A 14,853-nucleotide genomic window follows, 5' to 3' on the forward strand; every position below is an offset into this window, starting at 1 on the left:
CATCTCAATATTTATGCCACGATTGCATATTGCCAAAATCTATATTCACAAAAAAGCCCCAAAATAAATTGGGGCTTTCCTTACAAAATATTTTACCTTAAGTAAAAATTATTTTGCAGCAGCTTGAGCAGCAGCAACTTCTTCAGCGAAGCTCATTTCTGCTTTTTTCTCAATACCTTCGCCTACTTCGAAACGAACGAATTGAGCAACAGTTGTACCAGTTGCTTTTAATACTTCAGCAACTTTCTTCTCGTTGTCAATTACGTACATTTGACGATCAAGCGCAACTTCGTTCAAGTATTTTTCAACTGAACCAGTTACCATCTTCTCTACGATGTTTGCAGGCTTACCAGATTCAACTGCTTTCGCTTCTGCAATTTCTTTCTCTTTAGCGATAAGATCAGCAGGAACTTGTTCAGCAGTAACAGCAACTGGGTTGAATGCAGCAACGTGCATTGCAATACCTTTACCAGTCGCAGCATCACCTGTGTAAGAAACAACAACACCGATTTTTAAACCGTGCTTGTACACAGCAAGGTTTTCACCTTCAACGATTTGTGCACGACGAACTTGGATGTTTTCACCAATTTTTTGAACAAGTGCAACACGTGTTTCTTCAACAGTTGCGCCATCTTCAAGTTTAAGTTCAGCAATTTTAGCAGCATCAGTTTCGTTTGCAGCAAGAGCAGCAGCAGCAACTTTCGCAGAGAAACCAGCAAAGTTTTCGTCTTTTGCAACGAAGTCAGTTTGACAGTTTACTTCTAAAAGAATCGCTTTGTTGCCTTCTTGAACGATTGTGATTGCACCGTCAGCAGCAATGTTACCTGCTTTTTTAGCAGCTTTTGCTTGACCAGATTTACGAAGGTTGTCAATCGCTAATTCGATGTCACCGCCCGCTTCTGTTAATGCTTTTTTACATTCCATCATTGCTAGACCAGTACGATCACGCAATTCTTTAACCATGCTTGCTGTAACTGCAGTCATGTTTATCTCCTAAAATCGGTAGAAAATGAATTCTTTTTTTAACAGAAACGGCCCAGAGGGTGTCTCTTGGGCCGTCTGCATACATGACGCTTACTTTGCCACCATCACATGTCGCAAAAATGACAAGCTTACGTCAAAACGCATTAAGCCTCAGAAGCAGGAGCTTCTTCGCCTTTTGCTTGAGCATTGGCTTGAGTTTGAGCGTATTCTTTACCAGCAATGATCGCATCAGCCATTGAAGAAGCGTAAAGTGTTACTGCACGGATCGCATCGTCGTTACCCGGAATAACGTAGTCTACGTTGTCTGGGTTAGAGTTTGTATCTACGATACCGATTACAGGAATACCTAAGTTTTTAGCTTCTTTAATTGCAATTGCTTCGTGATCAACGTCAATTACGAATAATGCGTCAGGTAAACCACCCATGTTTTTCACACCGCCTAAAGCGCGCTCAAGTTTTTCCATTTCACGGCTACGCTCTAAAGCTTCACGTTTAGTAAGCTTAGCAAAAGTACCGTCAGTAGACTGAACTTGAAGATCTTTTAAACGGCTGATAGATTGGCGAAGTGTTTTCCAGTTCGTCAACATACCACCTAACCAACGGTGATCTACATACGGTTGACCAGCGCGTTGAGCTTGTTCACGGATGATTGCAGAAGCAGCACGTTTTGTACCAACGAACAAAACTTTGTTCTTTTTGCTAGCCAATTGGTTTGCAAAGTTCAAAGCATCATTTAACGCAGGAACAGTGTGTTCAAGGTTGATGATGTGAATTTTGTTACGCGCACCAAAGATGTATTGACGCATCTTTGGGTTCCAGAAACGTGTTTGGTGACCAAAGTGTGCGCCAGCTTGAAGAAGGTCGCGCATGCTTACGTTGTAATCTGCCATTTTCTTTACCTTAAATGTTTGGGTTAGGCCTCCATATATCCGCATTCTCCACCCCAAAGGGCACCCAGAGTAATGTGACGATATATGTGCGGATTTTTAATTTCCCTTTTACCAAGCTCTTTGAAACATATTCATAAAAAGCATTTGATAAAATGGGCGGCTATTTATACCATAGTCACACACAAATTTCCAAAAGTTTTTAAAGATCATGAACACAACTTATCAAGCACCTCGTCGACTCATCAAAACCGCAGAAGATATTGAAAAAATGCGCGTGGCAGGACGACTGGCGGCAGAAGTTTTGGAGATGATCAAAGCACACGTTAAACCAGGCGTTACTACGCTCGAACTGGATACGATTTGCCATGACTATATTGTCAATCAACAACAAGCTATTCCTGCCTGCTTAGGTTATGGTGCTGCTCCGGGTCGTCCAGCATTCCAACACACCATTTGCACATCGGTTAACCATGTGGTTTGTCACGGTATTCCGTCAGAAAGTAAAGTGCTGAAGAAAGGCGATATTTTAAATATTGATGTCACAGTCATTAAAGATGGTTTCCACGGCGATACCAATATGATGTATATCGTGGGTGGTGAAACTTCCATTTTAGCCAATCGTTTATGCAAAGTTGCCCAAGAAGCGATGTATCGCGGTATGGCAACCGTTAAACCCGGTTCAACCATTGGTGATATTGGTCATGCGATTCAAAAATATGTTGAATCTGAACGCTTTAGTGTCGTGCGTGAATATTGCGGTCATGGTATTGGGACGACCTTCCACGATGAGCCACAAGTATTGCACTATGGTCAAGCCAACACAGGCATGATTTTAGAAGAAGGTATGACTTTTACCATTGAACCAATGGTCAATGCAGGCGTATGGCAAACCAAATTACTTGGCGATAAATGGACAGTGGTGACCAAAGACCACAAATTATCGGCACAGTTTGAACACACCATTTTGGTCACCAAAGATGGCTTGGAAGTGCTGACTGCCCGCCCTGATGAAGATTTATCACGCTTTACTGCATAACGTGTTTGCAGCCAAAATCTGTCATTGGCTAAAAATTTAACCCGTATGTCAAAAAGATCAGTTCCGACTGGTCTTTTTTATTAATTTCAACGCATACAATTTCTATAAAATCTTTTTATTTCAAACCAATAGAACTTTAAAGCCATCCAATAAAACAAGCATTTTCACGTATTCAACAGTTTTGGATTTAACAAAACACCTGCACACTTTTCCAGTTATTCACAAAAGTTTAAAAAAATATCTTGTAAAAACAACAGTTTTATTTTTCCAGTCCATTTCATAATGCCTTGCATAACAATGCCGTAAATAACAACAAGCAAAATTGGACATGGAGTTCCACAATGAAAAAAACACTATGCTGTTTGGCACTGAGTAGTTTGCCAGTCATCAGTTATGCCAACTCACCTTATTTTAGTTTAAAAGATGGTGATGGTTTTAAACGCTTTTCTGTCTCGGTGGGAGCATTGCACGTTATGCCGCAAGGCAAAGCACAACCTTTTCGGGTCAATACAGCCATTCACAACGGCTACACAGCCGATGTCGGTGAGGTTCAATCTCAAACTGTAAGAGATAATTTACGTGACGGTTTTGAGCCACCCGTATTATTAAGCGGAGCATTAAATTTACTGCCTACCGTACCTGCCAACATGAGTGGACAAGCCACAATTTCAGGTTTGGAGCAATGGGATAATCCCGGCACAGGTTTAGAAGCAGATGATGTCACCACACTGGGTATTATCAGCAACTATTTCTTTACCGATAATATTTCCTTTGAAGTTAAAGGCGGTATTCCACCTAAAGTTGATTTGCAAGGCAAAGGGAAAATTTATGCTCCCTTCTCCGCAATTGCACGTCCATTAGGCGGTGCGTTGGGTGAGCTAGAATTACAAAATGATATTCTCATTACCGATTTAGCAGCACATGGCCCTGCTGCTTCTGCCCGTGCTTGGACACCTGCATTTGAGTTTCAATACCATTTTGGCAAAACAGGTGTAAATAAATTCCGTCCTTATGTCGGTGTCGGGTTAATGTATGCTTATTTTAATGAATTAGAAATTAACCCACGCACTGAACAAGATCTGATTGCCGCAGGTCACATGATTGCCAATATTAAAGAAGGAAAAGCGGGCGCATCTTTAGAAGGCACACCAAGTGCAGCCAATCCTAAAGTTGAATTAGATGCCACCGATGCCTTTGCGCCCGTTGCCACTGTCGGTTTTACCTACGACTTTAATGAAAAATGGTTTGCGGTCGGTTCTGTATCTTATGCACATCTTAAAAACGAAACCACCATTACTGTGACCGATGCTAAACACGGCGAACTCATTCACTCCAAAGCCGATATTGAAGTGAATCCGATCATTGCATATGCAGGTTTTGGGATGCGCTTTTAAGCTCTAATTTTACTTTTCCACTTTCAACTAAATTTAAGACGGCTACGGTCGTCTTATTTTTTCTTACACTATTTAATTAAAGCAATCGCTTCTATCTTGATAACTCAATTTTATCATTTGATGAATTTTATTTTATCGCGCTCTTGAGCTGAATCGATTACCATAACAAGCTGTTAGCCATACGTGGATGCCTTATGTCGAATGCTCAATTTTCCAAACCTCTAATTTATATGTTAATTGGAAGCGCCATTATTTTGGCATTATCGCTTGGGGTTCGGCATGCATTTGGTTTGTATTTGGTGCCTATGAGCCATGAATTTGGCTGGGGACATAATGTCTTTAGTTTAGCCATTGCCATGCAAAACCTGATTTGGGGTGCAGTCCAACCCATCACAGGTGCTTTTGCAGACAAATACGGCAGTAAAATTGTAGTTGCAGTTGGTGGTGCACTGTATGCACTCGGCTTATTGCTCATGGCCGTCAGCTCGACTGGGTTATTGCTAAATTTAAGTGTGGGTTTAATTTTAGGATTGGCTCTTTCTGCGACATCATTCCCAGTATTACTTTCTGCAGTGGGTCGTGCAGCTCCACCAGAAAAGCGTAGCCTTGCAATGGGTATTGCCAGTGCTGCAGGCTCGTTTGGGCAATTTATTATGTTGCCATCGACCTTATTGTTATTACAAAATGTGGGCTGGTCGGGCGCATTAATTGTCAGTGCAATTTTAATTGCCTGGATTGTTCCTTTGGCATGGATGCTCAAAGCACCCATGTATCAAAACCCTAATGCAAGTTCAGTCAGCCAACCCGCTTTAGGCTTTAAGCAGGTTTTGGTGATTGCCAAAAATCATAAACCCTTTTGGTTTTTAGCTTTGGGCTTTTTTGTCTGTGGCTTTCAAGTGGTTTTTATTGGGATTCACTTACCTAGCTACTTAATTGATCATGGCTTTAATGCAACCACAGGCACAGTTTTTCTAGCACTCGTGGGCTTATTTAATATTGTAGGCACCTATACGGCGGGTTGGTTAGGCGGTCGCTATTCCAAACCGCATTTGCTAATGTGGCTTTACGGACTACGCGGCATTGCCATTATCGCCTTTTTAATCCTGCCTTTAAGCATCTGGACAATTTATGCATTCGGGATCATTATGGGTTTATTGTGGTTATCTACAGTGCCTTTGACCAATGGTATTGTGGCAAATATGTTTGGGATTAAGTACCTGACCATGCTCAGCGGCATTGTGTTTTTCACACACCAAGTCGGCTCATTTTTTGGTGGATGGCTTGGCGGTTTAAATCACGATCTGACAGGTAACTATAATGCAATCTGGATTGTTTCTATTGCTTTAAGTGCGTTTGCGGTCTTGGTCCATTTTTGGGTAGATGAGGAGCACGTCATTCATGATTAATTCTTTATTGAATTTTAAAGTATTGCTCACACTTGCCATCACTGCCCTTTTTGGCTTATCGATCTTTTTATGGATGCAAACGCCACAACTATTCGAATATTTTAATCAGGCGTTTTGTGCGCATTAAAACCCAATCTCTAAAATATTAAGTCTATTTTGCTATTCAAAATTCCGCTTTAGACATGGAGCGTCTTATGCAGATTCAATTGCATCGTGGAAGACTGATTGACCATATTCATCTTGTGGTGAGTGACCTTGAAGCAAGTCGAGCATTTTATACCGCCATCTTGGCAGTGTTGGATATTCCAGTTATGGGAACAGCCAAGGATCACTTTTGGGCAGATGAACTTTTTATCTCCTCAGTAAAAAGTCCTGCCGCACAAGGCATACTCACTGGGCGTCATCATCTCGCCTTTCAAGCTAAAAATCGTGAAATGGTCAATGCTTTCTATCTTGCAGCATTGGCACATGGCGGCAAGTGCAATGGCAAACCTGATGAACGTGCTTATCATCCTGGTTATTATGCAGCTTATGTACTTGATCCTGATGGTAACAATATTGAAGCTGTCTTTCATGGCGAAACGCCACGCAGTGCGGCATCAGTCATAATTGATATTTAACGCTCAATGTTCCACAAATCAACTTTCCCTCAATGCATAAATTTCCTTACAGCAAGTCAATAAAAAAATACCCCACAAGAATGATCTTATGGGGTGTTTTAAATTTTCTATTTTACAGTCAGCAGAATCACTTAAAACAAACGATTCATCCCATTCAAGGTCGCCACACGATACGCTTCCGCCATGGTTGGATAGTTGAATGTGGTTTCCACAAAATACTTAATGGTATTGTTCGGGCTGTTCATCACCGCCTGACCAATGTGGATAATTTCTGCCGCATTATTACCAAAGCAATGCACACCCAATACTTCTAAAGTGTCACGGTGGAATAAAATCTTCAATTCACCCACTGTATCACCCGTAATTTGCGCACGCGCTAAATGACGGAAAGATGCCTGACCAACTTCATAAGGAATTTTTTCTTCCGTCAATTCCTGCTCAGTTTTACCAATCGAAGAAATTTCTGGAATGGTATAAATACCTGTTGGAATATCGGTCACAGGCGCAACATTTTCTTCGCCGCTCATATTTGCACCCGCGCAACGACCTTGGTCATAGGCAGCAGATGCCAACGAAGGCCAACCAATCACATCGCCCGCAGCATAAATATTCTCTACTTCGGTTTGATATTGATCATTCACCGTTAATTGACCACGGCTGTTTGGTTTAAGTTCTACGTTTTCTAAACCTAAACCATCAGTATTACCTGAACGTCCGTTACACCACAAAATCGCATCGGCTTTGATTTTCTTGCCACTTTGCAAATATAAAACCACGTGATCATCAAAAGTTTCTAAATGATCAATTTGCTCATTGTGGCGAATCAGCACCCCTTGCGCACGCAAGTGATATGACAAGGCATCTGAAATTTCATCATCCAAATAGCTGAGCAATTTGTGCTGAGTATTAATCAAATCAACTTTATGATCTAAACCAATGAAGATGGATGCATATTCACAACCAATCACACCCGCGCCATAAATAATAATTTTTTGAATCGAGAAATCCAAATCCAAAATTTTGTCTGAATCAAATACACGTGGATGGTTGAAATCCAACATTTCTGGACGATATGGACGGCTACCTGTCGCTATCACAATTTGCTGACACATAATGGTTTCTTTAATGCCATCTGCACCAAATACCAAGACCGTATTTTTATCTTGGATATAAGCACGACCATGATAAATCGCAATTTCATTACGGTCATAAAAGCGAGAGTGCGTTTCAACTTGCTGCTGAATAACTTTATGCGCACTTTGCAACACTTGCTTCATGGTGAACTGACGCCAATCGCCCATTTTTTTAAACATTGGGTCACGGCGATAACGGATAATATTCGACACTGTCTGACGCAATGCTTTACTTGGAATGGTACCCACATGGGTACAGTTACCGCCAAGCTGCTCACGAACATCTACAATCGCAACACGCTTACCTGATTTGGCAAGTTTCATTGCCGCGCCTTCACCCGCAGGGCCTGAACCGAGAACAACCGCATCGTACTTCACGAAAGTTCCACTAACGACCTCTTTTTTACGTGGCATTCAACGCTCCTTTTCTTTAAATCTGTCTTTTCAATGGGCTATATTATGACGTAAATCTTTTGAATTTTCTGTATTTACTGTGCATATATTACGTGATAACCACATTTTTTATATGAATATCGTTTTTACCCAATTTAAGCACAATTTCGTTATAATAACCGTCTTATGATGAAGTTAAGGTGACATTTTACTTTTGCACTTAGATTCGGTTTAATCAGACTCTATTTCACGTAAAATCTAGCCTACACTAAATCTCTCCCCTTTCAAAAACAGTGGAAAAGTTGAATATGTCTGCAAACCGTAAACCAGAACAGGGTGTCAAACTTCGTGGTGCTGAAAAAGTCGCACGTATTCCTGTAAAAGTTGTTCCTACGGTTGAAACGCCTCGTAAACCTGACTGGATTCGGGTCAAAATGACGGCACCAGAAGAAGTTCAACGTATTAAAACCACTTTGCGTCAGCAAAAATTGCACACCGTTTGTGAAGAAGCCGCTTGTCCAAACCTTCCAGAATGCTTTGGTGGTGGTACAGCAACCTTTATGATCATGGGTGATATTTGTACCCGTCGCTGCCCGTTCTGTGATGTTGCGCATGGTCGTCCAAATGCACTAGATCCTGAAGAACCTCGTCACATGGCAGAAACCATTGCCAACTTAGGCTTAAAATATGCCGTGATCACCTCTGTAGACCGTGATGACTTGTTAGATGGTGGTGCACAACATTTTGTCGATTGTATTAAAGAAGCCCGCTCTTTAAGCCCAAATACGTTGTTAGAAATTTTGGTGCCAGACTTCCGTGGTCGTATGGATATTGCACTACGCATTATGACCGAATGTCCGCCAGATGTTTTTAACCACAACATTGAAACTGTGCCACGCTTATATAAAGCCATGCGTCCGGGTTCAGACTATCAGCACTCTTTGAACTTGCTGAAAATGTTTAAAGAATATTGCCCAGATATTCCAACCAAATGCGGTTTGATGGTAGGTATTGGAGAATCTGAAGAAGAAGTTATTGCACTGTTAGATGATCTTAAAGCGCACGATGTAGATTATGTGACCATTGGTCAATATTTACAGCCATCTAAAGAACATGCGCCAATTGACCGCTTTGTAACACCTGAAGAATTTGAGCGTTATACAGCGCATGGTCAAAAGTTAGGTTTTAAAAATATTTGGGCTGCGCCAATGGTACGTTCAAGTTATTTTGCAGACCGTCAATATTATGGTGAACCTGTACCAACAGTACGTCGTAAAGCCGACCCTGCTAAAAAAATTAGCGTGCAAACCATTGAAGCTTAACACTCGCTTATTTCAAAATTTGCGATAAAGCTAAAACAGCCCCGACTTTATGTTCGGGGTTTTTTATACCTTGTGGATATATTAAAAATAGATAGATGTGAATATTTTTTGATGGTCTACGACCAAGTGCGCATGGTGTCATCGCCATAAATTGTTAATCTATGCACTTAATCTATACACCGAGCTCAAACAATAAAACAGGGATAGTAAAATGTCACAACAAGACTATGACAATGGCTTAAAAGTTCGCACTGAAGTCATGGGCGAAAGCTTTGTAAAACGCGCACAGGACAACACTGTACCATTTACCCAACCTTTGCAGGACTGGATTAATGAACATGCATGGGGTTCAACTTGGCAACGTGAAGGTGTGTTACCACGCAAATATCGTTCCTTAATTACTATCGCCTTTTTAACTGCTTTAAAAAGCCCGACAGAGCTTAAAGGACATATTCGTGGTGCGCTAAATAACGGGGCAAGTGTCGAAGAAATTCAGGAAGTCTTGTTACACAGCTTGCCTTATTGTGGCGCACCTGCAACTCAGGAAGCTTTTCGCGCAGCGTTGGAAGTTTTGGCAGAACATACTGCAAATACTTAAACGCAATCTAAATCAAAAAATATAAACGCTCGACATTTCACTAAAACTATTTGGTGAAATGTCGGTAGAGTTGAGTTTTAAATCCAATACACATTAAAGCTATAAAAGAACTCATTTAACTCAAAGCGCACCTGATAACCCAAATCAGTCAGCTGTGCCGATAAATTTCGAATATCTTCTAAAGGTAAATGTTTTGGCAGCACAGTAAAAACTGCGGTATTGCCCTGCTTGGCATTCTCTTCGATTAAAGACGCCAAACGCTGCTTATATAATTCAATATCTAGCTTGGCATGATCTGAATAAACTTTTGCTTGTTCAGCAGTTAAAAAATTTGCCATCTTATTGTTCTCATTATGACCATGTTTAACATTCAGCATATTGAAACTTGACGATATGGCTCAAGTGATTTTTTGTTATTGTCTGCATAAACGCATGATCAATTAACCCTAATTTTTTAAAAAAATCACACCGAAGATGGCTTTTTCCCAGCAGACCTTTTAGGCTATCGCACAATCTTATGTTGTAATTTTGCTGGATGACATTATGTCAGAATCTGTTTCAATCTCCCCTGCGCTAATGAACCGCGCCATTGCAGGACAAGCCGATGCCCAATTTGAAATGGCGGTGCTGTATATGCAAAGCGATTTTAATGAAGATATTGAACTTGCCGAACAATGGGCGCTCAAAGCTGCCGCAAACGGACATATCGAAGCCATGTATTGGCTTGGTGAAGGCTATACCGTATATGCCAAAGATGTTCTAGAAGATGACCCTGAAGATGCCAAACAACATTTTGAAGATGCTTTTGTCTGGCTCAAAAAAGCCAGTGATGCACAACACCCTGCCGCTATTTTAGAGTTGGCAGGCTACTACCGTCGTGGTGATGTGGTTGAACAAGATGTCGCTCGCTCTGTGGCATTGGTACAGCAAGCAGCAGAATTGGGCGAAGTACAAGCCATGCGTGACCTTGCTTTTATTTATGCAAATGCTTTGGGTGTAGATGCTGACGAAAATAAAGCTGAATATTGGACACAAAAAGCAGACGCAGCGGAGTAATCCCTTTGTCTAGCCAATCAATTGATGGGCTAGACAATTTTTTGCATGACTCGAATCGTCATTGAATAAAGCTTAGACTTTGAATAACACTTAGACTTCGACCACAATTACTTGTCTGCAAATGCCCTCTTGCTGACGCTGTTGTTCAAACACAGCCGCAGGCATCGGCTCAAAACTGTCAAAGAAACAAATTTCAGCATCATCAATTGAATATAGCAATGAGTGATTGCCCACGCCTTCTAAAGTGTCGTAATAGACAATTATAAATTTATTTTCATCAAATGCGTGCTGAATTTGCTGATAGCCGATTGCCGCCAATACAGGCAATTTAAGCTGTTTAGCTTCGGCATAACTTAACTTTTCTGCATCTTGTAAATCTGGGTCAGGGTCAGTATAAAACTGCACATTAAAGCCAAACTTTTTCAGTCCAACAGCCAAGCCAATTGTGGTTGTGCCCTGCTCTGGCGTATAACCACACACTTCAATCAATTGTTGAATATCGGCATCAATTCCTAAGTGTCGTAGCAACATCCACACTGCGTAAATCCCGCCGTTGGCTTCTAAATTTGCCAACTCTTGAGGAAGCTCTAAAGCCATCATTCAATCTCAAAAATATGTTTGTAGTGATAATAAACAAAACATGATTGGAACTGAATCAATTTCCAAGTACAATATCGCGCTAGTCGAGGGATGCTGCGACGTTTTACAGGCACGAAACGTAAAATCGCCAGGCTCGACCAGCATAGCAATGCGTTTGCTATGCAAGAAACGGCATCCGCGAACTGAATGATCAATTGTTTTTTATAAGGAGATCGTGATGAACGCGGTTAATGCTTCATTTACAGATTATAAAGTTGCCGATATCACACTAGCTGATTTTGGTCGTAAAGAAATCAAACTTGCAGAAGCAGAAATGCCAGCCCTTATGGGTTTGCGTAAGCGCTACTCAGCTGCAAAACCTCTTGCAGGCGCGAAAATTCTCGGCTGTATCCACATGACCATTCAAACTGCTGTTTTAATTGAAACGCTAGTTGAATTGGGCGCAGAAGTTCGTTGGACTTCTTGTAACATCTTCTCTACTCAAGACCACGCTGCTGCAGCAATTGCTGCTTCAGGTGTGCCTGTTTTTGCTTGGAAAGGCGAAACTGAAGAAGAATATGTATGGTGTCTTGAACAACAAATTAATGTAAATGGCACACCATGGGATGCCAACATGATTTTGGACGATGGCGGTGACTTAACTGCACTTGTTCACGAAAAATATCCTGCATTATTAGAGCGCATTCACGGCATTACTGAAGAAACCACTACGGGCGTACAACGTCTAATTGAAATGTGGAAAGATGGTTCTTTAAAAGTGCCTGCAATTAACGTCAACGACTCTGTGACTAAATCTAAAAACGACAATAAATACGGTTGCCGTCACTCACTCAACGATGCGATTAAACGTGGTACAGACATGTTATTGTCTGGTCGTCGTGCATTGGTTATTGGTTATGGTGATGTAGGTAAAGGTTCTGCACAATCTTTACGTCAAGAAGGCATGATTGTTCGTGTTTCTGAAATTGACCCAATTTGTGCAATGCAAGCATGTATGGATGGTTACGAAGTTGTATCTCCGTACAAGAATGGCGTACAAACAGGCAATAAAGCAGACGTGAACCTAGAGCTTTTAGAAAATACTGACTTGATTGTGACTACAACAGGTAACTATCACGTGTGTGACGCAGCAATGCTAGATACACTTAAAGCAGGCGCTGTTGTATGCAACATTGGTCACTTCGATACTGAAATCGACACCAACTACTTACGTGGTTATAAGTGGGTTGAAGTGAAGCCACAAGTACACCAAGTGTATCGTTCAGAAAACGAAAACGATTATTTAATCTTGCTTTCTGAAGGTCGTTTAGTGAACTTGGGTAACGCAACAGGTCACCCATCACGTATTATGGATGGTTCATTTGCTAACCAAGTATTGGCACAAATGCACTTATTTGCAGAGAAATTTGCCGATCTTCCTGCCGATCAAAAACAAGCGGCAATTCGTGTTGAAATCTTACCGAAAAAACTAGACGAAGAAGTTGCTGCTGCAATGGTTGCTGGTTTTGGTGGTGTATTAACACAATTGACTCAAGTACAAGCGGACTACTTAGGTGTAGCTGTTGAAGGTCCGTTTAAATCGGATGCTTATAAATACTAAGTTTTTAATCCTTCTCCCTAACCCTCTCTCATAGGGAGAGGGAATGATTCATTGTTTAATGAATGTATTCGAGGGTAAGTCCTCTCCTGAGCAAGTTTAAAGCACTGCTTTTAAACCCAGCGCAAGAGAGGATTTAGGAGAGGTGAAAAAATATAAATAAGTATTTATAGCAAGGATTTAATCATGACCAAACAAGTTCCTATTTCATTTGAATTTTTCCCATCTAAAACCGATGTAGGTGCAGAAAAACTCAAAGTTGTGCATCAAGAATTACAACTTTTAAATCCAGAGTTTTTTTCTATCACTTATGGTGCAGGTGGTTCTACTCGTGAACGTACTTTATCGACCATTAGCGACTTCAATGGCAAAGGCACACCTGTAGCGCCGCACCTGTCTTGTATTGGTGATGACAAAGCGCGTATTGCTGAATTGCTTGATATTTATAAAGCACAAGGCATTGACCGCATTGTGGCTTTGCGTGGTGATTTACCTTCAGGTCAAGTTGGTTTAGGCGAATTGCCGTATGCGTCTGACTTGGTGCGTTTTATTCGTGAACATTCAGGTGATCATTTTCACATTGAAGTTGCGGCTTATCCTGAAATGCATCCACAAGCAGACCACTTTGATCAAGACATTAAAAACTTTGTCACCAAAGTAAATGCTGGTGCCAATGCTGCCATCACCCAGTTCTTTTTTAATCCAGATGCGTACTTTTACTTTGTAGAACGTATTCAAAAGCAAGGTGTGAATATTCCTGTTGCGCCTGGCATTATGCCGATTACCAATGCCAGCAATTTAATTCGCTTTGCAGATGGTACAGGTGCAGAAATTCCACGCTGGATTCGTAAGCAATTAGCAACCTATGGTGATGACACAGCTTCAATCAAAGCCTTTGGTCATGAAGTGATTATTAAACTGTGCGAACGCCTGATTGCAGGTGGTGCACCAAGTTTGCATTTTTACACCATGAACAACACCGAACCGACTCGTCAATTAGTGACAGATCTTGGTTTGGCTTAAGCTGTATTTTTCATATTTATTGACTTGAACGAGTAATCCCTATGCCCCGTTTTTATATTGAGGCTGAATTAGCAGTAGATACGCAAGTTGAACTGACTGAAACAGTATTTCATCACTGGGTGAAAGTACTACGCGCACAAGTCGGTGAAACCGCCACCTTGTTCAATGGGCAAGGTGGTGAATATGAAGTGGAACTGGTTGAAGTTACCAAAAAAACAGCGCAAGTGCAGATTAAAAGTTTTAATCCAGACAATCGCATCCCAAGCTTTAGCGCCTTATTAGGACAAGTAATGAGCAAAGGCGATCGTATGGATTATGCGATTCAAAAAGCGGTAGAGCTTGGCGTGACTAACATTCAGTTGCTCACCTCTGAACGCTGTGAAATGCGCTTAAAATATGACCGCGATCAAAAAAAATTAGATCATTGGCAAGGCATTGCCATTGCAGCCTGTGAACAATGTGGCATGAATATCGTACCGAAAATTTTAGCCCCACTACGTTTAGAGGACTGGCTGAATAGTGACCTTCCTACCACCAAATTAGTGTTAGCACCGAATAAAGATCAAGTAGATGTGCTAAACAATGTCAGTAAAGATTTGGCTTTATTAATTGGGCCTGAAGGTGGTTTAAGCGAAACAGAAATTAGCGCTGCCAATGCGGTTGGCTTTCAAAACTGGTGTATTGGTACTCGGGTATTACGCACTGAAACCGCACCTGTGGTTGCTTTAGCTCTCTTAAATTATCGCTTGGCCGAGTAATTTATCCGTTTTTACAGAAATCGATTGCCAATAACATTGCAAT

The 14,853-nt window shown here is 41.2% G+C and carries 15 protein-coding genes; 10 read left to right on the forward strand and 5 right to left on the reverse strand.

The window, feature by feature from the left end; translation table 11 throughout:
- Positions 1-108: 108 nt before the first annotated feature.
- Positions 109-984: a translation elongation factor Ts gene (gene tsf, locus J4G44_RS10720; protein ID WP_004972793.1), complete on the reverse strand. Its 876-nt coding sequence runs from the start codon at positions 982-984 to the stop codon at positions 109-111.
- Between the two features lie 143 nt (positions 985-1,127).
- Entirely contained in the window at positions 1,128-1,874 is a 747-nt protein-coding gene (rpsB, locus tag J4G44_RS10725; protein ID WP_004972791.1) for a 30S ribosomal protein S2, read from the reverse strand.
- Positions 1,875-2,082: 208 nt separating this feature from the next.
- Here rpsB and map point away from each other — a divergent pair, with 208 nt between their 5' ends.
- The 4 genes from map to J4G44_RS10745 all read left to right on the forward strand — a co-directional run bounded on the left by map (position 2,083) and on the right by J4G44_RS10745 (position 6,330).
- Positions 2,083-2,910, forward strand: coding sequence for a type I methionyl aminopeptidase (gene map / locus J4G44_RS10730; RefSeq protein WP_004972787.1), 828 nt, complete (start codon positions 2,083-2,085; stop codon positions 2,908-2,910).
- Positions 2,911-3,251: 341 nt separating this feature from the next.
- Positions 3,252-4,304, forward strand: a complete 1,053-nt coding sequence (locus J4G44_RS10735) for an OmpW/AlkL family protein (protein WP_207973642.1) — start codon at positions 3,252-3,254, stop codon at positions 4,302-4,304.
- A gap of 194 nt (positions 4,305-4,498) precedes the next feature.
- Positions 4,499-5,710 (forward strand): MFS transporter, encoded by a 1,212-nt coding sequence (locus J4G44_RS10740; RefSeq protein ID WP_207973643.1) that lies wholly within the window; start codon positions 4,499-4,501, stop codon positions 5,708-5,710.
- Positions 5,711-5,904: 194 nt separating this feature from the next.
- A complete protein-coding gene (locus J4G44_RS10745; protein WP_136144686.1) occupies positions 5,905-6,330 on the forward strand; it encodes a VOC family protein in 426 nt (141 codons plus the stop codon).
- 131 nt (positions 6,331-6,461) lie between these two features.
- Here the strand turns inward: J4G44_RS10745 and sthA are convergent, their stop codons facing one another.
- Positions 6,462-7,877: a Si-specific NAD(P)(+) transhydrogenase gene (gene sthA, locus J4G44_RS10750; RefSeq protein ID WP_042068765.1), complete on the reverse strand. Its 1,416-nt coding sequence runs from the start codon at positions 7,875-7,877 to the stop codon at positions 6,462-6,464.
- 287 nt (positions 7,878-8,164) lie between these two features.
- On the opposite strand from sthA, the gene lipA reads away from it, so the two are divergent.
- Complete coding sequence (gene lipA / locus J4G44_RS10755; protein WP_096902386.1) at positions 8,165-9,178, forward strand: lipoyl synthase; 1,014 nt, start codon at positions 8,165-8,167, stop codon at positions 9,176-9,178.
- A gap of 211 nt (positions 9,179-9,389) precedes the next feature.
- The gene (locus tag J4G44_RS10760) at positions 9,390-9,776 is read left to right on the forward strand and encodes a carboxymuconolactone decarboxylase family protein (protein WP_004972770.1); all 387 of its coding nucleotides are present in this window, start codon (positions 9,390-9,392) and stop codon (positions 9,774-9,776) included.
- Positions 9,777-9,853: 77 nt separating this feature from the next.
- Here the strand turns inward: J4G44_RS10760 and J4G44_RS10765 are convergent, their stop codons facing one another.
- Positions 9,854-10,114 (reverse strand): hypothetical protein, encoded by a 261-nt coding sequence (locus J4G44_RS10765; RefSeq protein WP_004972768.1) that lies wholly within the window; start codon positions 10,112-10,114, stop codon positions 9,854-9,856.
- Positions 10,115-10,319: 205 nt separating this feature from the next.
- On the opposite strand from J4G44_RS10765, the gene J4G44_RS10770 reads away from it, so the two are divergent.
- A complete protein-coding gene (locus tag J4G44_RS10770) occupies positions 10,320-10,832 on the forward strand; it encodes a tetratricopeptide repeat protein (protein WP_004972766.1) in 513 nt (170 codons plus the stop codon).
- 90 nt (positions 10,833-10,922) lie between these two features.
- On the opposite strand, the gene J4G44_RS10775 is transcribed toward J4G44_RS10770, so the two are convergent.
- On the reverse strand, positions 10,923-11,429 hold the full coding sequence (locus J4G44_RS10775) for a cysteine peptidase family C39 domain-containing protein (RefSeq protein WP_096902396.1): 507 nt from the start codon (positions 11,427-11,429) through the stop codon (positions 10,923-10,925).
- Between the two features lie 220 nt (positions 11,430-11,649).
- Between J4G44_RS10775 and ahcY the strand changes: the two genes are divergently transcribed.
- From ahcY to J4G44_RS10790, 3 genes are all read left to right on the forward strand, one after another.
- Positions 11,650-13,032, forward strand: a complete 1,383-nt coding sequence (gene ahcY / locus J4G44_RS10780; RefSeq protein WP_004972762.1) for an adenosylhomocysteinase — start codon at positions 11,650-11,652, stop codon at positions 13,030-13,032.
- A 183-nt stretch (positions 13,033-13,215) separates the two neighbouring features.
- Positions 13,216-14,052 (forward strand): methylenetetrahydrofolate reductase [NAD(P)H], encoded by an 837-nt coding sequence (gene metF / locus J4G44_RS10785; protein WP_004972760.1) that lies wholly within the window; start codon positions 13,216-13,218, stop codon positions 14,050-14,052.
- Between the two features lie 41 nt (positions 14,053-14,093).
- On the forward strand, positions 14,094-14,810 hold the full coding sequence (locus J4G44_RS10790) for a 16S rRNA (uracil(1498)-N(3))-methyltransferase (RefSeq protein ID WP_004972758.1): 717 nt from the start codon (positions 14,094-14,096) through the stop codon (positions 14,808-14,810).
- Positions 14,811-14,853: the final 43 nt, after the last annotated feature.

This window comes from Acinetobacter towneri (assembly GCF_017498585.1).
GTDB classification, from domain to species: domain Bacteria; phylum Pseudomonadota; class Gammaproteobacteria; order Pseudomonadales; family Moraxellaceae; genus Acinetobacter; species Acinetobacter towneri.

What these genes read in the sequence shown, in the direction of transcription:
- J4G44_RS10740 (WP_207973643.1), top strand. Translation starts at nt 4,499, where the DNA reads ATGTCGAATGCTCAATTTTCCAAACCTCTAATTTATATGTTAATTGGA.
- map (WP_004972787.1), top strand. Translation starts at nt 2,083, where the DNA reads ATGAACACAACTTATCAAGCACCTCGTCGACTCATCAAAACCGCAGAA.
- J4G44_RS10760 (WP_004972770.1), top strand. Translation starts at nt 9,390, where the DNA reads ATGTCACAACAAGACTATGACAATGGCTTAAAAGTTCGCACTGAAGTC.
- ahcY (WP_004972762.1), top strand. Translation starts at nt 11,650, where the DNA reads ATGAACGCGGTTAATGCTTCATTTACAGATTATAAAGTTGCCGATATC.
- tsf (WP_004972793.1), bottom strand. Translation starts at nt 984, where the DNA reads ATGACTGCAGTTACAGCAAGCATGGTTAAAGAATTGCGTGATCGTACT.
- J4G44_RS10765 (WP_004972768.1), bottom strand. Translation starts at nt 10,114, where the DNA reads ATGGCAAATTTTTTAACTGCTGAACAAGCAAAAGTTTATTCAGATCAT.
- lipA (WP_096902386.1), top strand. Translation starts at nt 8,165, where the DNA reads ATGTCTGCAAACCGTAAACCAGAACAGGGTGTCAAACTTCGTGGTGCT.
- J4G44_RS10745 (WP_136144686.1), top strand. Translation starts at nt 5,905, where the DNA reads ATGCAGATTCAATTGCATCGTGGAAGACTGATTGACCATATTCATCTT.
- J4G44_RS10770 (WP_004972766.1), top strand. Translation starts at nt 10,320, where the DNA reads ATGTCAGAATCTGTTTCAATCTCCCCTGCGCTAATGAACCGCGCCATT.
- rpsB (WP_004972791.1), bottom strand. Translation starts at nt 1,874, where the DNA reads ATGGCAGATTACAACGTAAGCATGCGCGACCTTCTTCAAGCTGGCGCA.
- J4G44_RS10775 (WP_096902396.1), bottom strand. Translation starts at nt 11,429, where the DNA reads ATGGCTTTAGAGCTTCCTCAAGAGTTGGCAAATTTAGAAGCCAACGGC.
- metF (WP_004972760.1), top strand. Translation starts at nt 13,216, where the DNA reads ATGACCAAACAAGTTCCTATTTCATTTGAATTTTTCCCATCTAAAACC.
- sthA (WP_042068765.1), bottom strand. Translation starts at nt 7,877, where the DNA reads ATGCCACGTAAAAAAGAGGTCGTTAGTGGAACTTTCGTGAAGTACGAT.
- J4G44_RS10735 (WP_207973642.1), top strand. Translation starts at nt 3,252, where the DNA reads ATGAAAAAAACACTATGCTGTTTGGCACTGAGTAGTTTGCCAGTCATC.
- J4G44_RS10790 (WP_004972758.1), top strand. Translation starts at nt 14,094, where the DNA reads ATGCCCCGTTTTTATATTGAGGCTGAATTAGCAGTAGATACGCAAGTT.